Raw genomic sequence first — 20304 nt, 5'->3', positions numbered from 1 at the left:
GCGGGGCGGGCGATATGTCCGGTTCACCAGCGGTGATGCGCCGCGCCCTCCACACGTGCGGCCCAGCGCGCTCGTCCGCCCGGGGGAACGCGGCCCGGTGGCGTGCCCCGGTCGGGCGGTCAGTACGCTGGCCCGGTGACTGCGCAGCCCCACCCCGATGACCTGGTCGACTCCTGGCTCACCGTGCCCGACGTGGCCGACGAGCTCGGCGTCGACGCCGGCAAGGTCCGCCGCCTGCTCAAGGAGCGCCGCCTGATCGGCATCCGCCGCGGCGACCCGCCCGTGCTGAGCATCCCGGCCGCGTTCCTGGTCCCGGTCGACGCCACCAACCCGCCGGCGGACCCGCACGAGGGGGACGTCCCCGCGCCGCGTGCGGCCGTGATGGCGTGGCTCCAGGGCACCGTGAGTGTGCTCGGGGACGCCGGCTTCTCCGACGCCGAGGCGATCGCCTGGCTCTTCACCGAGGACGAGTCCCTGCCCGGCCGGCCGGTGGACGCGCTGCGCTCCGGCCACAAGACGGAGGTGCGGCGCCGGGCGCAGGCGCAGCTCTGACGTCGCGCGGGGGCCCGGCCCTCAGGCGCGCCGGTCGACGGCCGCGTGCCCGAGCCGCACCAGCATCGCCCGGCCGTCCTCGGCGAGCGGGGCGGCGGCCAGCGCGCCGAACGCCCGGTCGCCGAGCTCGGTGATCAGGGCCTCGACGTCGGCGACGGCGCCGCTGGCCTCGATGCGGCCGGCGAGCGCCGCGCAGGCGTCGTCGTCGAGGCCGCGGTCGCCGAGGCCCGCGCGCAGCGCGTCCGCCAGCCCGGCGTCGGCCGTCGCCAGCGCGTGCCCCATGGCGCGCGCCACCAGCACGGTGCGCTTGCCCTCCCGCAGGTCGTCCCCGGCCGGCTTCCCGGTGGTCGCCGGGTCGCCGAACACGCCGAGCAGGTCGTCCCGCAGCTGGAAGGCCTCGCCCAGCGGCAGCCCGTAGCCCGTGACGGCCGCCAGCGCGGCGTCGTCCGCCCCGGCCAGCACCGCACCCAGCAGCATCGGGTGCTCCACGCTGTACCGCGCGGACTTCGCGACGATGACCTCCCGGGCGCGCGCCTCGTCCGCGACCGGGTCCTCGCCCCACGGCAGCACCTGCGCCAGGAGGTCGAGGTACTGGCCGACGGTGACCTCGGTCCGCATCCGGTGGAACACCGCGTGGGCCCGCACCCGCAGGTCCGCGGGGGAGCCGGCGACCGCGCGGACGAACTCGCGCTCGCTGGCGACCAGGGCGAGGTCCCCGAGCAGGATCGCCGCCGACTCGCCGTAGCGACCCGGATCGCCCGACCAGCCGTGCTCGGCGTGCAGGCCGGCGAAGCGCCGGTGCGCGGCCGGGCGCCCGCGCCGCGTGTCCGAGTCGTCCATGACGTCGTCGTGGAACAGCGCCGCGGCCTGGAACAGCTCGAGCGCGGCTCCCACGCGCAGCACGGCGTCCGCGTCCGGGGACGCGGGGTCCCCGCCGTGCGCACGCCACGACCAGTAGCAGAACGCCGCCCGGAGGCGCTTGCCGCCCTCGAGCATCAGCCCGAGCGCCTCGGCGAGGGGGGCCGCTCCCGCACCCGCGGCGACCAGCTCGGGCAGCAGCTCCTCGACGTGCTGTGTGAGCAGGGCGTCGACCCGGCTGCGGAGGTCCTCGGCGTCGACGAGTGCGGTGGCGGGGCTCACGCCGCGAGCCTAGGGCCTCACAGCCGGACGGTCCCGCCCAGCGTCAGCGTCCGCACGCCGTCCCGGTCGAGCACCCCGAGCGTCAGCAGCTCCTGCCCGCCGTCGCCACGGACGAACGTTGAGGTCGCCGCCAGCCCGGAGGTGCCCGGGTCCACGACCGTCTCGACGAACCCCGCGGCGACCAGCTGGTCCCTGAGCGGCCCGAGCAGGTCGGCCGTCGCGAGGGGGCTGCGCAGGTTCAGGCTGATCGTCGTCAGCCCGGTGGCCGCGTCCGGCTCCGCGCTCGACACGAGGATCTCGCTGCCCTCGGGCGGCGCGACGAGGTCCGCGGGGAACCCGGGGGCGAGCCCGCCCACGGCCGAGCCGGTCGCGGTGGGGCTCGGCAGCAGCGTCTCGGTGGCCGACGGCGTGACGCCCGGTACGGCCGACGCGGAGGCGGTCGGCGCCGGGTCGGCGGTGCCGGGGGAGTCCTCCGTGCAGCCCGCCACGGTCAGTGCCGTGGCGAGCGCCGTCGTGAGGAGCAGCGCGACGGTGACGGGACGGGCGGGCACGCGCCTCACCCTAGCGGCGCTCCCCGCGCGGTCACCGAGTCCTCCACAGCGCTCCGGGGCGCGCGTCGTCCCCAGCGGGCGGCCGGCGCGCTCTCCCGCAGGTCAGGGACACGATGAGGTGGGGCCATGACCACGACGGACCTGACCCCCGACCGCACCGCCGACGACACCCCCGACCACGCCCACCACCCGCGACCCCCCGCCACGCGCCGTGCGCTCCGGCTCGACCACACCCGCGAGCTGCTGGGTCTGGTGCCGTACCAGCTGGGCTTCGAGCCGCGGGACTCCGTGGTGGCGGTGAGCCTGCGCGGCCCTCGGCGCGAGGTCGGCCTCGTCGCCCGCGTGGACGTGGCCGACCTGCTGTGCCCCGCGGGTGCGGGGATCGCGGCCGGCGTGGCGGGGCACCTCGCCTCGGACGGCGCGACCGAGGTCGTGGTGGTGGTCTACGACGACGCGGGAGACCCGCGCGAGCCCGGGCGCGGGATGCGCTGCGACGGCACGGCCCGGGCGGTCCGGGCCGCCCAGGTCACCCGGGCCGCCTGCGTACGGGTGGGTGATGTCGCCGTGTGGCTGGTCACGCAGGGGCACTACCTCGGCCTCGACTGCCGGGACCGCGGCTGCTGCCCGCCCGGCGGCCGGCCGCTGGAGGACCTGGCTGCCGGGGAGCTCGCCGGGCACCTCGTGGGCCGGCTCGTGGGCCGACGGGACCCGGTGCTGCCCTCGCGGGACGACGTCGGCGCGATCGCTCCGGCGGCGGCGGGGCCGAGGCGCTCCGCGTCTGCCGCGCGGTCCCGCTGGACCGACCTGCTGCTGCGCAGCACCCGGCCCGTGGACGTCCTGACGTGGCGTCAGCGGTCGCTCGGCACGTGGCGCGCCGCGCTCACCGCCGTCCAGGAGTCGCGGTCCGAGGTCGACGCGGAGGACGTCGGCACGGTGCCCGCCGCGGCCCTCGGGCGGATCGAGGCGGCGCTCGACGACCCGGCGCTCCGCGACGCGGTCCTGCTCACGCTCGTGCAGCCCGGGACCGACCTGCCCGACGCGCTCGTCCGGTACGCGGACGCCGGCACCGCCGGACGCCGTGGGGCGTGGGAGGAGGACCCGGACGCGGACGCGGACGCCGGCTACCCCGACGAGGCGGAGGCGCCGGGTTCCGCGCTCGAGGAGGCCGGCGACGACGCGCTCGTCGCTCCGGACGCGGAGGACGGACCGACCGCCGACCGCCCCGACCGCCTGGGCAGTCCCGGCAGCCCCGGCGACGAGCCCGCCGGCGGATCCGCGGCGGGCGGCGGCTCCTCGGCGGCCGGCGCGCGGGCCGTCTCGGACGCCGTCCGGGCGGCGCTCGACGTGCTGGTCGAGCCGGCGTGCGCGCGCGAGCCCGACCAGGACGTCGCCGAGGCGGGGCAGGCCCTGCTGGAGCAGGTCGTGGCGCACGGGCGCAGCGAGCGGCAGGCGCCGGCGCTGACGCTGCTGGCGCTGCTCGCCTGGTGGGAGGGCGACGGGGTGCGCGCGGCCGTCCTGGTCGAGCGCGCCCTGGGCCACGACCCGGGTCACCGGCTGGCCGAGCTGCTCGACCGGGCCCTCGGGGCGGGCCTGCCGCCCGGGTGGATGCGTCGTCGCTGCTGAGCGCGTCGGGGGCGGTCGTGCGCACGGAGACGTTCCGGTACCGTCTCCAGCACGGTCCACGGCCGCACCCGCGCAAGGGCGCCCCGGTGCCGGGCTGCGGACGCAGAGCACTCGCGAGGAGCACTTCATGAGCATCGTGGTCGGGTACCTGGCGACCGTCGAGGGGCGTGCCGCCCTGACCGCCGCGACGGGTGAGGCCGTCCGCCGGTCGGAGCCGCTGGTCGTGGTCGTGAGCGAGCGCGGCGACGAGACCGACGAGCAGAAGTCCGAGCTGGCGAGCGCCCTCGACGAGGTGCGCACCTCGCTGGAGTCGCGCGGCGTGCCGCACGACGTGCGGGTCATCGCCGGCGGGCGCGACGTCGCCGAGGACCTGATCGGCACCGCCGAGGAGGCCGGCGCCACGCTGATCGTCATCGGCCTGCGCCGCCGCAGCCCGGTCGGCAAGCTGATCCTGGGCGCCAACGCCCAGCGCATCCTGCTCGACTCCCCGTGCCCCGTGCTGGCGGTCAAGCCCGACCCGAGCTGAGGGCCCGCCGGCCGGGCAGCACCAGGGGGCGGGGGACACGCCCGGGCGACATCCGTGGGAATCCGACGGCCCGCTCGCGCGTTGAGCAGATCTGACAGGTTCGCCGGCTGTCATCTCCAGGGCCTCGCCGCCCTGCTCGGACGCCCCGCCAGGGGCGCGGCCGGTACAATATCGAGGTACCCGATGCGCCGAACCGGGTCCCTTGCTGCCGAAAGGTCATTCGTGACGCCCCAGAGTTCCACCCCCACCCTTCCGCGTGAGTTCGAGCACCCTGCCCTGCAGGACCTCGTCCGCGTCGGGCGCACCATCGGGAGCGTCGACGCCGCGGCCCTGCGCTCCGCGTGCGAGGCCGCCCAGGTGGAGGACGCCAAGCGGCTGAAGGCCGTCGTGCGCGGTCTGGCCAACGCCGGCATCACCGTGTCGGAGCCGACCGCGGCGCCCCGCCGTGTCGCCGCCGCGACCACCGCGAAGGCGCGCCCGTCCGCCAAGGCCGTCGTCGGTGCCGAGGACGGCGACGACGTCGCCGCCAAGCCCGCCGCCAAGAAGACCACCCGCGCCGCGGCCGCCAAGCCCGCCGCGAAGAAGGCGGCCGCCGGCAAGGCCGCCGCCGCCAAGCCCGTCAAGGCCACCAAGGCCACGGGCGACGCCGAGACCGGTGACGACGAGGTCGAGATCGAGGACGTCGAGATCGACGTCGCCGAGCTCGAGGTCGTCGACGAGGTCGTCGAGGACGCCACCGAGGACACCGAGTCCGAGGGCGCCCCCGCCGCCGTCGCTGCCGCCCCCGCCGCCAAGGCGGAGGAGGAGACCGAGGACACCGGGTTCGTCGTGTCCGACCGTGACGAGGACGACGCGCCGGCGCAGCAGGTCGTCACCGCCGGCGCCACGGCCGACCCGGTCAAGGACTACCTGAAGCAGATCGGCAAGGTCGCGCTGCTGAACGCCGAGCAGGAGGTCGAGCTCGCCAAGCGGATCGAGGCCGGCCTCTTCGCCGAGGAGCGCCTCGCCGCGATCGGCGACGACCTGGAGCCCAAGGCCCGCCGCGAGCTCCAGTGGATCGCGCAGGACGGCCGCCGGGCGAAGAACCACCTGCTCGAGGCCAACCTCCGCCTGGTCGTCTCGCTCGCCAAGCGGTACACCGGCCGCGGCATGCTGTTCCTGGACCTGATCCAGGAGGGCAACCTCGGTCTGATCCGTGCGGTCGAGAAGTTCGACTACACCAAGGGCTACAAGTTCTCGACCTACGCCACCTGGTGGATCCGGCAGGCCATCACCCGCGCCATGGCGGACCAGGCCCGCACCATCCGCATCCCGGTGCACATGGTCGAGGTCATCAACAAGCTCGCGCGCGTCCAGCGGCAGATGCTACAGGACCTCGGCCGGGAGCCCACGCCGGAGGAGCTCGCCAAGGAGCTCGACATGACCCCCGAGAAGGTCGTCGAGGTCCAGAAGTACGGTCGCGAGCCCATCTCGCTGCACACCCCGCTCGGCGAGGACGGCGACAGCGAGTTCGGTGACCTCATCGAGGACTCCGAGGCCGTCGTCCCCGCGGACGCCGTGAGCTTCACGCTCCTGCAGGAGCAGCTGCACCAGGTGCTCGACACCCTGTCCGAGCGCGAGGCCGGCGTGGTGTCCATGCGGTTCGGCCTCACCGACGGCCAGCCGAAGACGCTGGACGAGATCGGCAAGGTCTACGGGGTGACGCGCGAGCGCATCCGGCAGATCGAGTCGAAGACCATGTCGAAGCTCCGGCACCCGAGCCGCTCGCAGGTCCTGCGCGACTACCTGGACTGAGCCGGTCCGCCGAAGGGCCCGCCCCCCGCGAGGGAGGCGGGCCCTTCGTCATGCTCGGCGACGGTGAGATGTCCGGTTCGGGACCTCGGTCCCACCTCGTCGGGGCGGCGCCGGAGGTGAATGGGGGACGAAGGTCACCTCGACGGCGAGGAGACCCAGGCAGGCGGGTGACGACGCCCGCCGGAGGAGGTCCCGCGATGAAGGCACTCGTCTACCACGGTCCGGGGCGCAAGGAGTGGGAGGACGTGCCCGACGCGCACGTCGTCGACGCGACCGACGTGGTCGTCCAGGTCGACACCACCACGATCTGCGGCACCGACCTGCACATCCTGCTCGGCGACGTCCCGGCCGTCACCCCCGGTCGCGTCCTGGGGCACGAGGCCGTCGGCACGGTGGTCGAGATCGGCTCGGCGGTCGGGAAGTTCGCCGTCGGGGACCGCGTCGTGGTCCCGGCGATCACCTCGTGCGGCACGTGCCGGTACTGCCGCGTCGGCCGGGCCAGCCACTGCCAGTCGGTCGGCGGGATCGGCTGGGTGCTGGGGCACCTGGTGGACGGCACCCAGGCGGAGCTGGTCCGGGTCCCGTTCGGCGACACCTCGCTGCACCGGGTGCCGGCCGGCCTGTCGGACGAGGAGGTGATCTTCCTGTCGGACATCTTCCCGACCGGCTACGAGATGGGTGTGCGCAACGGCGGTGTGTCGCCCGGTGACGCCGTCGTCTGCATCGGGGCCGGGCCGGTGGGCCTGGCGGCGATGGCGACCGCGCACCTGCACGGGGCGCGCCGGGTGATCGCGGTCGACCTCGACGAGTTCCGCCTCGAGCGGGCGGTGCGCGACTTCGGCGCCACGCACGCGGTGAGCTCGCGCGCGGAGGGCTGGCAGGAGGAGGTCCGGGACCTGTGCGGCGGGCGCGGCGCGGACGTCGTGATGGAGGCGGTCGGGATCCCGCAGACCCTGGAGGCGGCGTTCGACCTCGTCGTGCCGTACGGGCACGTCGCGAACATCGGGGTGCACGGGCACCCGGTCACGCTGCCGATCGACCGGCTCTGGATCGAGAACATCACGATCACGATGGGCCTGGTCGACGGCGTGACCGCCCCGATGCTGCTCGACCTGGTGGCCGAGGGCTCGCTCGACATCCGCCCGATGGGGACGCACACGTTCGCCCTCGGCCAGATGCACGAGGCGTACGACGTCTTCGCGAAGGCCGCGCAGAACGACGCGCTGAAGGTGGTGCTCCGCCGGTGACCACCCGGTGACGCGAACGGGCCCGTCCGGCCTCAGCCGGACGGGCCCGTCCCGATGTCCTGCGGCAGCGTCACGCGGTCCCGGCGCGCTGCCCCTGCGCAGCTCTCAGCGAGCGGCGGTCGCCCCGGCGCCGTGCTCGGCGAGGAGCCTGTCCGTCTCGTCCTGCACGTGCGTGGCAAGCTGCGAGTACTTCGGCGCGTGCTCGCGCGCGTGGTGCGCGCAGAACAGGAGCTCGCCCACGGGCAGCTGCACGCGGACGTAGGCCTGAGCGCCGCAGCGGTCGCAGCGGTCGGCTGCGGTCAGCGGGTTCGTGGTCTCGATCGTCTCGGTCACGTTGTCATACAACCATCTTCTCGGCGGATCCTTCCCGTCGGGGGCGGGTGGTTCGCTCAGCGCGAAGCAGAAGTCACCCGCGCGTCACACCGCGGCAACACGCTGCGCACACGGACCGCGGGGGCGCAGGGTCGTCGCGCCGGCGTGCGGCATGGTGCCGCGGCTCTGTCGGCGGGAGCGACTACCCTCGGGCTTCGTGTCGACCGCATCCGCCGAGTCCAGCTACACCGCCCGCCACCTCTCCGTCCTCGAGGGGCTGGAGGCCGTCCGCAAGCGCCCGGGCATGTACATCGGCTCCACCGACTCCCGCGGCCTCATGCACTGCCTCTGGGAGATCATCGACAACTCCGTCGACGAGGCGCTGGCTGGCCACGGCGAGCGGATCGACATCGTGCTGCACGCCGACTCCTCGGTGGAGGTCCGCGACACCGGCCGCGGCATCCCGGTGGACGTCGAGCCGAAGACGGGCCTGACGGGCGTCGAGGTCGTGCTGACCAAGCTCCACGCGGGCGGCAAGTTCGGCGGCGGCTCGTACGGCGCGTCCGGCGGCCTGCACGGCGTGGGCGCGTCGGTCGTGAACGCCCTGTCCTCGCGGCTCGACGTCGAGGTGGACCGCGGCGGCAAGACGTACCGGATGACCTTCCACCGCGGCGAGCCCGGCGTGTTCGACGACAGCGCGGGCCGCGGGCCCGACTCGCCGTTCGAGCCGTTCGTCGCGGAGTCCCGGCTGGACGTCGTCGGCAAGGTCGCCCGGGGGCGCACGGGCACCCGCATCCGGTACTGGGCGGACCCGAACATCTTCCCGTCGACGGCGGTGTTCTCCTACGACGAGCTCGTGACGCGCGCGCGGCAGACCAGCTTCCTGGTGCCGGGCCTGACCATCACGGTGCGCGACGAGCGCCGCCTGGCGGGGACCCCGGGCGCCGACGGCCCCCACGAGGAGGTGTTCCGCCACGACGGCGGGACGGTCGACTTCGCGGACTTCCTCGCCCCTGACGCCCCGGTGACGGACACCTGGCACCTGACGGGCTCCGGCTCGTTCTCCGAGACGGTCCCGGTGCTCGACGCGCGCGGGCACATGTCCCCGCAGGAGGTGCAGCGCGACTGCGAGGTCGACGTGGCGCTCCGCTGGGGCACGGGCTACGAGACCGAGGTCCGGACGTTCGTCAACATCATCGCGACGCCCAAGGGCGGCTCCCACCTCGCGGGGTTCGAGACGGCGCTGCTGCGCACGCTGCGCAAGCAGGTCGAGGCGAACGCCCGCCGGCTGAAGATCTCCGCGAAGGACGGCGGGGACCGGATCGAGAAGGACGACGTGCTCGCGGGCCTCACCGCCGTGGTGACGGTGCGCCTGGCGGAGCCGCAGTTCGAGGGCCAGACCAAGGAGGTGCTGGGCACCGCGCCGGTGCGCGGCATCGTCGCGAAGGTCGTGGACACCGAGCTGGCGGCGATCTTCGGGTCCACCAAGCGGGAGCACAAGGCGCACTCCGCCGCGCTGCTCGACAAGGTCGTGGGGGAGATGCGCGCCCGCGTGTCGGCGCGCAAGCAGAAGGAGATCTCGCGCCGCAAGAGCGCGCTGGAGACCTCGTCGCTGCCCGCGAAGCTCGCCGACTGCCGCAGCGACGACGTCAGCCGCAGCGAGCTGTTCATCGTCGAGGGCGACAGCGCGCTGGGCACCGCGAAGCTCGCGCGGTCCTCGGACTTCCAGGCGCTGCTGCCGATCCGCGGCAAGATCCTCAACGTCCAGAAGGCCTCGATCTCCGACATGCTCCGCAACGCGGAGTGCGCGGCGATCATCCAGGTGATCGGCGCCGGCTCCGGCCGGACGTTCGACCTGGACGCCGCCCGGTACGGCAAGGTCGTCCTCATGACCGACGCGGACGTCGACGGCGCGCACATCCGGACGCTGCTGCTGACCCTGTTCTTCCGCTACATGCGCCCGCTGGTCGAGGCCGGCCGGGTGTTCGCCGCGGTCCCGCCGCTGCACCGCATCGAGGTCATCGGCGCGGGCAGCCGGAAGAACGAGTACGTCTACACCTACTCGGAGGCCGAGCTCGCCGCCACGCTGAAGAAGCTGGACAGGGCCGGCAAGCGCTACAAGGAGGACATCCAGCGCTACAAGGGCCTCGGCGAGATGGACGCGGACCAGCTGTCGGAGACGACGATGGACCCGCGGCACCGCACGCTGCGCCGGGTGACGCTGCCGGCGGCGGAGAGCGCCGACGCGCTCGTCCGGCGCGCGGAGGAGACGTTCGAGCTGCTCATGGGCTCGGACGTGGCGCCGCGCAAGGACTTCATCGTCGACAACGCCTCCACCCTGGACGCCTCGCAGATCGACGCCTGACCCGTCCCGCCCGGGCCGGCGGCGTCCGGGTTTTCGCGTGACAGCCGCGCCACCGGTCGGGCACCGTGGGGCGCGTGACTGAGCAGACCCTCGTGCCGATCGCCGAGCGCGCCGCAGCCCCCGCCCGCCTGCCCGAGCCGGGCCCCGCGACGGGGCTCGCCTGGCGGGCCGCCGAGCGGGCGGACGTCCCGGCCCTCGCGGCGCTCGTCGCCCGCGTCGAGGCGGCCGACGCCACCCCGTTCCGCACCAGCGAGCCCGAGGTGGACGAGTGGTTCGACGGCGCGTGGAAGGACCTGCCCGCGGACTCCCGGGTCGGGTTCGACGCCGACGGGGTGCCGCGCGCGTGGGCGGTGGTCGACGCCCCGCCCGGGGACGTCCGCACCGTGCGCGCCCACGTCAACGGTGGCGTGGACCCGCAGTGGCGGGGGCGGGGGATCGGTCGGGCGCTCGTCGCGTGGCAGACCGCGCGCGCCCGGCAGAAGCTCGCCGCGTCCGGCAAGGACGTCCCGGGCCGGATCGCCGCCTACCTCGAGCAGGACCACCGGGCGGCGGTCGAGCTGTACGCGGCGGCGGGCTACGCCCCGATCCGGTACTACACGGAGATGCGGCGGGACCTCTCCGCCCCGCTGCCCGAGGAGCGGCAGCCCGCCGGCGTGCGGGTGGTGCCGTGGTCCGCGGACCTGGACGACGCCGTGCGGCTCGCCCACAACGAGGCGTTCGCCGACCACTGGGGCAGCGAGCCGCGCACCCCGGAGGCGTGGCAGGTGGGCCGGTCGACGTTCGCGCCGGCGTGGAGCCACGTGGCGCTCGACGAGGCGACCGGCGAGGTCGCGGGGTACGCCCTGTCCGGCCGCTTCGAGCAGGACTGGGAGGTCGCGGGCTACCGCTCCGGCTACACCGAGCTCCTGGGGGTGCGGCGGGCGTGGCGCGGGCGGGGTGTGGCGGTGGCGCTGCTCGCGGCGACGATGCGCTCGTACCGCGCGGACGGCATGCAGTTCGCGGAGCTGGGCGTCGACACGGAGAACCCGTCGGGCGCCCACGGCCTGTACGCCGCGCTGGGGTACGAGGTGACGCACGGGTCGCTGATGACGTCGATCGAGCTCTGAGCGGCGCCGGCAGTCGCCGGCAGGCAGCCGCGCCCCGGCGCGACACGCGCGACGGGGTGCGGCACCGTGGAGGGGTGCACGAGAAGAGCGAGACCCTCGCGACCGAGCTGCCCGACGCCGACGCACCCCCGGCGGCCCCGCCCGGCTCCATCGCGGAGCGGGCGGCGGCGCCGGACGTGCTGCCCGAGCCGGACCCGGGGGCGACCGGTCTGACCTGGCGGCCGCTCACCCGCGACGACGTCCCGGCGCTCGCCGCGCTCGTCGCCGAGGTCGAGGCCGCGGACGCCGAGCCGTCGCGCACCGGCGTGGCCGAGGTCGGCGAGTGGCTGGAGGGCTCCTGGAAGGACCTCCCGGCCGACACGCGGGTGGGCCTCGACGCGGAGGGCGTGCCGCGGGCCTGGATGACGGTCGAGCAGCCGCCGGGCGACGTGAGCCGGGTCCGGGCGTACCTGGCGGGCGGCGTCCACCCCCGCCACCGGGGGCGCGGGATCGGCCGGGCGCTGGTGGCGTGGGGGACCGCGCGGGGCCGGCAGAAGCTCGCGGCGTCCGGGCGGGACCTCCCCGGCCGCATCGCCACGCACCTGGAGGAGCACCGGGCCGACGCCCGTGCCCTGTACGAGACCGCGGGGTTCCGGCCGATCCGGTACTGGGCGTACATGCGCCGCGACCTGTCCGTTCCGCTGCCGCAGGCGCGCGAGGCCGAGGGCGTGCGGATCGTCCCGTGGTCGGAGGCGCTCGACGAGCCGGTGCGGGTCGCGCACAACGAGACGTTCGCGGAGCACTGGGGCAGCGAGCCCCGCACGCCGGAGGCCTGGCAGCACGGGCGCGCGGCGTTCGTCCCGGAGTGGAGCCACGTCGCGGTGGACGAGGCGACGGGCGAGGTCGCGGGCTACACGATCTCCAGCCGGTACGAGCAGGACTGGCCGGTCGTCGGGTACTCGTCGGGCTTCACGGAGTTCCTCGGCGTGCGCCGGGGGTGGCGCGGGCGGGGCTTGTCGGTCGCGCTGCTGGTGGCCGCGATGCGCTCGTTCCGGGAGGGGGGCGTCGAGTACGCCGAGCTGGACGTCGACACGGACAACCCGTCGGGCGCCCACGGGCTGTACGCGGGGCTCGGCTACGAGCTCACGCACCGGTCGATCACGTACTCGGTCGAGCTCTGACGGAGAACCCTCGATCCGTGCGCTGACGTGGCCCTACGCTGTGCCCCATGGCAGCTCTGGACGAACGACCGGCGCCGGTCGACGAGGACGCCACCTGGCGCATGTACCTCGGCCTGTCCCGGGAGCTGTTCACGGCCCTGGAGCGCGGGCTCGGCGCGGAGGCCGACGTGTCCGTCGCGGACCTGGAGCTGCTGGAGCCGCTCCTCGCGGCCGGGCACCCGGGGCTGCGCGCGAAGGACCTGGCGGCCGCCGCAGAGTGGCAGGACAGCCGGGTGTCGCACCAGCTGCGCCGCATGGAGCGCCGCGGCCTGGTGACGCGCAGCCGCGACCGGCAGGACGCCCGGGGCACCGTGGTGGGGCTGACCGACGAGGGCCTGCAGGCCGCCCGGACCGCCCAGGCGACACGGCGCCGGCTGGTGCGGGAGCTGCTGCTGGCTCCGCTGGACGACGCGCAGGTGCGGTCCCTGGTGGAGATCTCTGCCCTGGTCCGCGCGAGGATCGCCGAGGCGGGCACCGGCCGCTGACCGGCCGGCGCCGCCTCAGCCGATCGCGAGCGGCGGCGCGGACAGCGGCTGGCCGGAGCCGTCCCGCCGGTCGTCGAGCTCCGGCAGGTCGACCGGCTGGCCGGCGGAGCCGGTGGCGCGTGCGGGCGCCGGGCCGGCCCAGGCGAGGATCAGCGCGTCCTCGCCCTTGAGGAACCGGTGCGCCCGGACGCCGCCCGTCGCGCGGCCCTTGCCCGGGTACCGGGAGAACGGCGTGACCTTCGCGGTGCCGTTCTGCGTGCCGGGCAGCGCGGTCGACGAGCCGGCGACCGTCACCACGACGAGGCCGTCGGTGCCGTCGGCTCCGTCGCCGTCCCCGTCGCCCTGCGGCGGCAGCGCACCGAAGTGCACGACCCGCTGCCCGGGAGCCAGCTTGATGCCGGCCATGCCGCCCGCGGGGCGCCCCTGCGGCCGCACGGCCGACGCCGGGTAGTGCAGCAGCGCCGCGTCGGAGGAGATGAGCACCAGCTCGTCGTCCTCGCCCACGGCCGCGCAGCCGACGACCTCGTCGCCCGGCTTGAGCGAGATGACGTCCCACGCGTCGCGGTTGGCGGGCGCCTCGCCGGGCGTCACGCGCTTCACCACGCCCTGGGCGGTGCCGAGCGCGAGCGTCGGCGCGTCCGCGGCCACCGACACCAGCCCGACGACGCGCTCGCCCTTGTCCAGCGCGAGCAGCTCGGACAACGGCAGGCCGCCGGACAGGTTCGGGGCGCCGTCGGTCGGCGGCAGCGCGGGCAGGTCCAGCACGGACACGCGCCGCACGACGCCGGCCGACGTCAGCACGCCGACCTCGCCGCGGACGCTCGTCGGCACCGCGCCGGCCAGCACGTCGTGCCGCGACCGGTGCGCGCCGGGGGACGGGCGCAGCGGGACGTCGGTGCTGCCGGTGCGCGCGACGAGCCCGGTCGCCGAGAGCAGGGCGTAGCAGGGGGAGTCCTCGATCTCGAGGGACAGCGCCGGGGCGGCGTTCCGGCCGGAGCGCGGGGCGGGCGCGCCCTCGGCGGCGGTCACGGTGCCGCCCGCCGACTCCAGCAGGATCGTGCGGCGCGGGGTGCCGTACGTCGCCGCGACCTCGGCCATCTCGTCGCTGACGGTCGAGCGCAGCAGCGCCTCGTCCGCGAGGATCGCCTGCAGCGCCGCGATCTGCTCGGCCAGGTCGTCCCGCTCCTTCTCCAGCTCGATCCGGGAGAACCGGGTGAGACGGCGCAGGCGCAGCTCGAGGATGTACTCCGCCTGCGGCTCGGACAGGTCGAACACGTCGCGCAGCCGGGTGCGAGCGGTGTCGGCGTCGTCCGAGGACCGGATGACCTGGATGACCTCGTCGATGTCGACGATCGCGATGAGCAGGCCCTCGACCAGGTGCAGGCGCTCGGTCCGCTTGGCCAGGCGGAACCGCGTGCGGCGGCGGACCACGTCGATGCGGTGGTCGACCCACACCTGCAGGAGGTCCCGCAGGCCCAGGGTGCGCGGCTGGCCGTCGACCAGCGCGACGTTGTTCATCGAGAACGAGTCCTCGAGCGGCGTGTACCGGTACAGCTGCTCCAGGACGGCGTCGGGGTTGAAGCCCGTCTTGACCTCGATGACCAGGCGCAGCCCGTGCGTGCGGTCCGTGAGGTCGAGCGCGTCCGAGATGCCCGAGAGCTTCTTGGACTGCACGCCCTCCTTGATCTTCTCGATGACCTTCTCCGGGCCCACCGTGTACGGCAGCTCGGTGATGACGATGCCCTTGCGGCGCGGCGTGACGTTCTCGATGCGGGCGGTCGCCCGGGTCTTGAAGGCGCCGCGGCCGGTGCGGTACGCGTCGCGCACGCCCTCGAGCCCGATGATCTTGCCGCCGCTCGGCAGGTCGGGCCCGGGCACGAAGCGCATGAGCTCGTCGAGCGTCGCCTGAGGGTGCAGCACCAGGTGCCGGGCGGCCGCGATCACCTCGACCAGGTTGTGCGGCGCCATGTTCGTGGCCATGCCGACCGCGATGCCCGACGCGCCGTTGACCAGCAGGTTCGGGATGGCGGCGGGCAGCACGCCCGGCTGCGTCAGCTTGTTGTCGTAGTTCGGGACGAAGTCGACGACGTCCTCGTCGAGGCCGGCGGTCATCGCGAGCGCGGACGGGGCCATCCGCGCCTCGGTGTACCGCGGCGCGGCGGGACCGTCGTCCAGCGACCCGAAGTTGCCGTGCCCGTCGACCAGCGGCAGCCGCAGGGAGAACGGCTGCGCCATGCGCACCATCGCGTCGTAGATCGCGGTGTCGCCGTGCGGGTGCAGCTTGCCCATCACCTCGCCGACCACGCGCGCCGACTTCACGTGCGCGCGGTCCGGGCGCAGGCCCATGTCGTGCATCTGGAAGAGGATGCGGCGCTGCACCGGCTTGAGGCCGTCACGGGCGTCCGGGAGCGCGCGCGAGTAGATGACGGAGTAGGCGTACTCGAGGAACGAGCCCTCCATCTCCGTCGCGACGTCGATGTCGACGATGCGCTCGACGACGTCCTCGGGCGGGACGTCGGGGGTGCTGCTGCGGCGCGCCATGCGGACGGTGCTCCCGGGATCGGCGGAGTGGGGCGGCGCCCATTGTCCCCGCACTCCGGGGCTGGGGACGACCACGACGCGCGGCCGGTGCGACGTTAGGCTCGTGGACATGGGCCAGGTGACCGGGGGAGCGCGCGACGCCGCACGTCAGGCGGTCGACGGGGTGCTCGACGCCGGTGCGAGCGCGGGCCCGGCGGTGGACCGGGCGCTGGCGGACGACGACGGCGCCTACCCGGCGAGCTGGGAGGCCGACGTCGTCCTGCGCGACGGCAGCACCACGCACGTCCGCCCGATCCGCCCCGAGGACGCCGACGCCCTGCAGGCGTTCCACGTCGGGCAGTCCGAGGCCTCCACGTATCTGCGGTTCTTCGCGCCGCTGGAGCGCCTGCCCGACCGCGACCTCGCGCGGTTCACGACCGTCGACCACCGGGACCGGGTCGCGCTCGTGGCGGTCACGGGCGACGACGCGATCATCGGCGTGGCCCGGTACGACAAGATCGCGCCGGACGAGGCGGAGGTCGCGTTCAACATCGCCGACGCCCACCACGGCCGGGGGCTGGGCTCGGTGCTGCTGGAGCACCTGGCGGCCGCGGCGCGCGAGCGCGGGGTGCGGCGGTTCACCGCGGAGGTCCTGCCGCAGAACGGCCGGATGATCGCCGTGTTCCGCGAGGCCGGCTACTCCCTGCAGCAGCACCTCGACGACGGCGTGGTCTCGGTGAGCTTCGACATCCACCCGACCGACCGGTCGCTCGCGGTGAAGATGGCGCGCGAGCACTCGGCCGAGGCGCGCAGCGTGCAGGGCCTGCTGACCGCGCGGTCCGTGGTCGTCCTCAGCTCCTCGACCGCCGACCCCGGGACGCTCGACGGCCGCCGGGCGGCGCGCGTGCTCGCGGACCTGCTCGCCGGCGGGGGCCGGGGCGACGACCCGGCGGACCGCACGGGCGCGGTGACGCCCGCGGGCGGCGACGAGCGGCCCGTCGAGGTGCACGTCGTCGGCCGGGTGGCGCCGGCGGACGTCCCGGAGGACGCCGCGGACCGCGTGCACGTGTGGGACCGCCTGGAGGAGGTCCCCGGACCCGTCGACCTCGCCGTGCTGGCGCTGCCCGCCGCGGAGGCCGTGCTCGCGGTGCGGGGCCTCGGGCGCATCGGCGTGCGGGGGGTGGTGGTGCTCTCCGGCGGCTTCGCCGAGCAGGGGCCGACGGGGCTCGCCCTGCAGCGGGCGCTGCTGCGCTCCGCCCACGCGGCGGGCCTGCGGGTGGTCGGGCCCCGCTCGTACGGGATGGTCGCGCACGCCGCCGGCGGCCTGCTGAACGCCTCGCTCACCGAGGACCCGCCGCCGCCGGGCAGGATCGGGCTGTTCTGCCAGTCGGCGTCCACCGCGGTGTCGATCCTCGGCTCGGTGCGCCGCCGGCACCTCGGGCTCGCGCACCTGGTCTCGGCCGGCAACCGCGCGGACGTGTCCGGCAACGACCTCATGCAGTTCTGGCAGGACGACGACACCACGGACGTGGTCGCCCTGTACCTGGAGTCGATCGGCAACCCCCGCAAGTTCTCCCGCGTCGCGCGGCGGCTCGCGACGGCCAAGCCGGTCGTCGTGGTCACGGCCGGACGCTCCGGGCACGTCGTGCCGCCCGGCCACGCGGTGCGGCCCACCCAGACCTCCCGGCGCACGCTGGAGGAGGTGATGCGGCGCTCCGGCGTCCTCCTGGTGGACAACACGCACCAGATGCTGGAGGTCGCCCAGCTCTTCGCGCTCCAGCCGCTGCCCCCCGGCGGGCGGGCCGCCGTCGTGGCGTCCTCGTCGGCGGCGGCCGCCCTCGTGTCGGAGGCCGCCGTCTCCGCGGGCCTCACCGTGTCCAAGGCGCCGGCGATCCTCCCGGAGGACGCGGACCTCGCCCGCGTCGAGCGCACGTTCGCCGACGTGTACGCCGACCCCGACGTGGACGTGGTCGTCACGATGCACGTGCCGACCGTCGGGCCCCGCGACGAGCGGGTCGCCCAGGCCCTCGCCCGGCACGCCGCCGGCTCCGGCCGCACGTCGGTGGCCGTGCTGCTCGGCCTGCACGGCGCCACCCCCCAGCTCACGGCGGCCGACGACGAGGGCCGGCTGCGGACCATCCCGGCGTACACGACGCCGGAGGACGCCGTGCTCGCGCTCGGCCAGGCCGTCCGGTACGCCGCCTGGCGGGCGGCCGACCGCGGGGAGCTCGTGCACCCGCCGGGGATCCACGCCCGCACCGCCCGCCGGCTCATCGAGTCCTGGCTCGACGAGGCCGGGCGGCCCGACGCCCTCGACCTCACGCCCGGGCGCGTGGCGGAGCTGCTGGCGCTCGCGGGCGTGGAGGTGTTCCCGTCGGTGGGCGTGCACGACGCGGACGAGGCCGTCGCCGCCGCCGAGCAGCTGGGCTGGCCGGTCGCGCTCAAGTCCACGGTGCCCGCCCTGCGGCACCGCTCCGACCTCGGCGGCGTGCGCCTGGACGTGCACGACGCCGCCGAGCTGCGCGCGGACGTCGCCCAGGTGCTGGCGCTCGCGGCCGACCACACGCCCGACCCGGGCCGCGCGCCGCTGGAGGTCCAGGCGATGGCCCCCCACGGGGTGGCGTGCCTCATCCGGTCCTCGGAGGACCCGCTGTTCGGGCCGGTCATCGGCTTCGGCCTGGGGGGCGACACCACCGACCTGCTCGGCGACGTGGCGTACGCGGTCCCGCCGCTCACGGACGTCGACGTGGCGGACGTCGTGCGGGCGCCCCGGTCGTCCCCGCGGCTGTTCGGGTACCGGGGGGTGCCGCCGCTCGACGTCGCCGCGCTCGAGGACGTGCTGGCGCGGGTGTCCGTGCTGGCCGACCAGCTCCCCGAGATGCTGGCGCTCGAGCTCAACCCCGTGGTCGTCGCCGAGCACGGCGCCTACGTGCTCGGGGCCACCGCCCGCGTCGGGACGGCCTCGCGCGCGGACGGGCCGCGCCGGGCACTGCCCGGGTGACGGGGCGCGCTGCCCGGGTGACGGGGCGCTCTGCCCGGGTGACTCGGCGCTCTGCCGGGGTGTGAGCCGCCGGGTGTGACGGCCCGGCCCGGTCGGTGGGAGGATGGCCGGGTGCCTGCGCCCTCCACCGACCTGCTCCGCGACCTGCACCGCGCCGGGTACTACCCGGACCTGGTGGCCGACGTCCTCGACGTCGCCCTGGCGGACGAGCCCGTCGAGGCCCACCTCGTGCACCCGGAGACCACGTTCGACGCCGCCGAGGTGCGGCGCCACGTCACGGTGCTCGCCCTGACGCCGACCCGCCTGGTGGTCGCGCACGTCGACGACCACCCGGCCGACAGCGAGCACCCGTCCGCCAGCGCCGCTGCCACCACCGAGGCCGTGCCGCTCTCGGAGCTGCGGTCCGTCGCCCTCACGCACGTGATCGGGTCCCCGGAGCAGCACCGCGCGGGGGAGCCCGCGACCGAGCTGACCCTCGCGATCGGCTGGGGCGCCGTCTCCCGCGTCGACCTGGAGCCGGCGACCTGCGGCGACCCGGGCTGCGACGCGGACCACGGCCTGACGGGCACGCTCACCCCGGACGACGTCGTCGTGCGGGTCAGCGCCGTCGCCGAGGGCGCCACCGCCGTCCGGGACGCCGTGGCGTTCGCGCGCCGCCTGTCCGCCGCGAGCGCGCGCTGACGATGGCGCCCACCGCCCCGTCCTCGACCGTGCCGGGCCGGCTGGCGGACGCCGGCCTCGTGCTGCCCGACTACGACGGCCGGTCGCTGTCCGGGCTGCTGCCAGCCGTGGCCGAGGCGCTCGGCGTGCCGGTGGGGGACGGTGCCGCCCGCCGCACCGACCTCGGCCTGCCCGCGACGCACCGCGTCTGCGTGGTCCTCGTCGACGGCCTGGGCTACGAGAACCTCGCCGAGCGCGCGGGGCACGCGCCGTTCCTGCGCTCGCTGCTCGACGGGTCGGAGCCGCTGTCGGCCGGGTACCCGTCCACGACGGCCGCGTCGATGGGCTCGTTCGGCACGGGCACCAGCCCCGGCCGCACGGGCCTGGTCGGCTACACGGTCCGCAACCCGCGCGACGGACGGCTGGCCAACATGGTCTCGTGGGACGGTCTCGGGCCCGCGCGCGACTGGCAGCGCGAGCGGACCGTCTTCGAGGAGCTCGACGCGCACGGCGTCACCGTCACGACCGTCGGGCCGGCGAAGTTCAAGGGCTCGGGCCTCACCGAGGCCGCGCTGCGGGGCGGCGGGTACCGGGCGGCGGAGTCGCTGGCCGACCGCGTCGACGCGGCGCTCCGGCTGCTCCGCGAACCGGGCCTGGTCTACCTGTACTGGGGCGACGTCGACAAGACGGGGCACCACGAGGGCGTCGGGTCCTGGCAGTGGGGCGACCAGCTCAGCGCGCTGGACTTCGAGCTGCGCCGGCTGGTGCGCTCGCTCCCGCGCGGCGCGTCGGTGGTCGTGACCGCCGACCACGGCATGGTCGACGTGGACCGCGCGCGGCGGTGGGACGTCGGCACGACCCCGGCGCTGGCCGCGGACGTGGCGCTCGTCGCGGGGGAGCCCCGCGCGCTGCACGTGCACCTGACGCCCGGCGCCGACGTCGACGCGGCGGCGGCCCGCTGGTCCGACGTCCTCGGCGACGGGGCCGTGGTGCTGACCGGCGACGAGGCCGTGGCGGCCGGGCTGTTCGGCACGGTGGCGGAGCACGTGCGGCCGCTGATCGGCGACCTGGTCGTGGCGACGACGGGGCGGGCGACGGTGGTCGACTCCCGCACCCAGACGCCGGCGTCCCTGACCCTCGTCGGCGTGCACGGCTCGCTCACCCCCGCGGAGCTGCGCGTGCCGCTGCTCGCGGTCCACACCTGAGCCAGCGGGCACCGGCAC

At 75.6% G+C, this 20304-nt stretch carries 16 protein-coding genes; 12 read left to right on the top strand and 4 right to left on the bottom strand.

Annotated elements, in window-relative coordinates; genetic code table 11:
- Positions 1–135 precede the first annotated feature (135 nt).
- Positions 136–552, top strand: coding sequence for an Rv2175c family DNA-binding protein (locus tag QNH85_RS04665; protein ID WP_282945012.1), 417 nt, complete (start codon positions 136–138; stop codon positions 550–552).
- A gap of 21 nt (positions 553–573) precedes the next feature.
- On the opposite strand, the gene QNH85_RS04660 is transcribed toward QNH85_RS04665, so the two are convergent.
- Positions 574–1692, bottom strand: a complete 1119-nt coding sequence (locus QNH85_RS04660) for a polyprenyl synthetase family protein (RefSeq protein ID WP_282945011.1) — start codon at positions 1690–1692, stop codon at positions 574–576.
- Positions 1693–1709: 17 nt separating this feature from the next.
- Entirely contained in the window at positions 1710–2243 is a 534-nt protein-coding gene (locus QNH85_RS04655; RefSeq protein ID WP_282945010.1) for a hypothetical protein, read from the bottom strand.
- A gap of 126 nt (positions 2244–2369) precedes the next feature.
- On the opposite strand from QNH85_RS04655, the gene QNH85_RS04650 reads away from it, so the two are divergent.
- The 4 genes from QNH85_RS04650 (at position 2370) to QNH85_RS04635 (ending at position 7433) form a co-directional block, all read left to right on the top strand.
- Entirely contained in the window at positions 2370–3866 is a 1497-nt protein-coding gene (locus QNH85_RS04650; protein WP_282945009.1) for a DUF4192 family protein, read from the top strand.
- Between the two features lie 127 nt (positions 3867–3993).
- A complete protein-coding gene (locus tag QNH85_RS04645) occupies positions 3994–4392 on the top strand; it encodes a universal stress protein (RefSeq protein ID WP_282945008.1) in 399 nt (132 codons plus the stop codon).
- A gap of 183 nt (positions 4393–4575) precedes the next feature.
- Positions 4576–6186 carry an RNA polymerase sigma factor gene (locus QNH85_RS04640; protein ID WP_428830357.1) on the top strand — a complete coding sequence of 537 codons (1611 nt, stop codon included), beginning with the start codon at positions 4576–4578 and terminating at the stop codon, positions 6184–6186.
- Positions 6187–6383: 197 nt separating this feature from the next.
- Positions 6384–7433 (top strand): zinc-binding dehydrogenase, encoded by a 1050-nt coding sequence (locus QNH85_RS04635; RefSeq protein WP_282945006.1) that lies wholly within the window; start codon positions 6384–6386, stop codon positions 7431–7433.
- Positions 7434–7538: 105 nt separating this feature from the next.
- Here the strand turns inward: QNH85_RS04635 and QNH85_RS04630 are convergent, their stop codons facing one another.
- Positions 7539–7766 carry a DUF7455 domain-containing protein gene (locus tag QNH85_RS04630; protein ID WP_282945005.1) on the bottom strand — a complete coding sequence of 76 codons (228 nt, stop codon included), beginning with the start codon at positions 7764–7766 and terminating at the stop codon, positions 7539–7541.
- 196 nt (positions 7767–7962) lie between these two features.
- Here QNH85_RS04630 and QNH85_RS04625 point away from each other — a divergent pair, with 196 nt between their 5' ends.
- From QNH85_RS04625 to QNH85_RS04610, 4 genes are all read left to right on the top strand, one after another.
- Positions 7963–10110: a DNA gyrase/topoisomerase IV subunit B gene (locus QNH85_RS04625; protein WP_282945004.1), complete on the top strand. Its 2148-nt coding sequence runs from the start codon at positions 7963–7965 to the stop codon at positions 10108–10110.
- 74 nt (positions 10111–10184) lie between these two features.
- Positions 10185–11216 carry a GNAT family N-acetyltransferase gene (locus QNH85_RS04620; protein WP_282945003.1) on the top strand — a complete coding sequence of 344 codons (1032 nt, stop codon included), beginning with the start codon at positions 10185–10187 and terminating at the stop codon, positions 11214–11216.
- Between the two features lie 74 nt (positions 11217–11290).
- Positions 11291–12376: a GNAT family N-acetyltransferase gene (locus QNH85_RS04615; RefSeq protein ID WP_282945002.1), complete on the top strand. Its 1086-nt coding sequence runs from the start codon at positions 11291–11293 to the stop codon at positions 12374–12376.
- A gap of 47 nt (positions 12377–12423) precedes the next feature.
- Positions 12424–12900 (top strand): MarR family winged helix-turn-helix transcriptional regulator, encoded by a 477-nt coding sequence (locus QNH85_RS04610; RefSeq protein WP_282945001.1) that lies wholly within the window; start codon positions 12424–12426, stop codon positions 12898–12900.
- Between the two features lie 15 nt (positions 12901–12915).
- Here the strand turns inward: QNH85_RS04610 and QNH85_RS04605 are convergent, their stop codons facing one another.
- A complete protein-coding gene (locus tag QNH85_RS04605) occupies positions 12916–15441 on the bottom strand; it encodes a DNA gyrase/topoisomerase IV subunit A (protein ID WP_282945000.1) in 2526 nt (841 codons plus the stop codon).
- Between the two features lie 109 nt (positions 15442–15550).
- On the opposite strand from QNH85_RS04605, the gene QNH85_RS04600 reads away from it, so the two are divergent.
- The 3 genes from QNH85_RS04600 (at position 15551) to QNH85_RS04590 (ending at position 20286) form a co-directional block, all read left to right on the top strand.
- Positions 15551–18421, top strand: coding sequence for a bifunctional acetate--CoA ligase family protein/GNAT family N-acetyltransferase (locus QNH85_RS04600; protein ID WP_282944999.1), 2871 nt, complete (start codon positions 15551–15553; stop codon positions 18419–18421).
- Between the two features lie 111 nt (positions 18422–18532).
- Positions 18533–19102 (top strand): DUF5998 family protein, encoded by a 570-nt coding sequence (locus tag QNH85_RS04595; RefSeq protein ID WP_282944998.1) that lies wholly within the window; start codon positions 18533–18535, stop codon positions 19100–19102.
- 2 nt (positions 19103–19104) lie between these two features.
- Positions 19105–20286, top strand: a complete 1182-nt coding sequence (locus QNH85_RS04590; protein WP_282944997.1) for an alkaline phosphatase family protein — start codon at positions 19105–19107, stop codon at positions 20284–20286.
- The last annotated feature ends 18 nt before the right edge of the window (positions 20287–20304 follow it).

The organism is Cellulomonas endometrii, from assembly GCF_949769265.1.
In the GTDB taxonomy this organism is placed as follows: Bacteria; Actinomycetota; Actinomycetes; order Actinomycetales; family Cellulomonadaceae; genus Cellulomonas; species Cellulomonas endometrii.
This window is presented reverse-complemented; position numbering and strand designations above follow the sequence as displayed.

Bases quoted from the DNA above. Each gene is read 5' to 3' on its own strand.
- QNH85_RS04650 (WP_282945009.1), top strand. From the start codon at position 2,370: ATGACCACGACGGACCTGACCCCCGACCGCACCGCCGACGACACCCCC.
- QNH85_RS04645 (WP_282945008.1), top strand. From the start codon at position 3,994: ATGAGCATCGTGGTCGGGTACCTGGCGACCGTCGAGGGGCGTGCCGCC.
- QNH85_RS04640 (WP_428830357.1), top strand. From the start codon at position 4,576: ATGCGCCGAACCGGGTCCCTTGCTGCCGAAAGGTCATTCGTGACGCCC.
- QNH85_RS04635 (WP_282945006.1), top strand. From the start codon at position 6,384: ATGAAGGCACTCGTCTACCACGGTCCGGGGCGCAAGGAGTGGGAGGAC.
- QNH85_RS04610 (WP_282945001.1), top strand. From the start codon at position 12,424: ATGGCAGCTCTGGACGAACGACCGGCGCCGGTCGACGAGGACGCCACC.
- QNH85_RS04605 (WP_282945000.1), bottom strand. From the start codon at position 15,441: ATGGCGCGCCGCAGCAGCACCCCCGACGTCCCGCCCGAGGACGTCGTC.
- QNH85_RS04600 (WP_282944999.1), top strand. From the start codon at position 15,551: ATGGGCCAGGTGACCGGGGGAGCGCGCGACGCCGCACGTCAGGCGGTC.
- QNH85_RS04590 (WP_282944997.1), top strand. From the start codon at position 19,105: ATGGCGCCCACCGCCCCGTCCTCGACCGTGCCGGGCCGGCTGGCGGAC.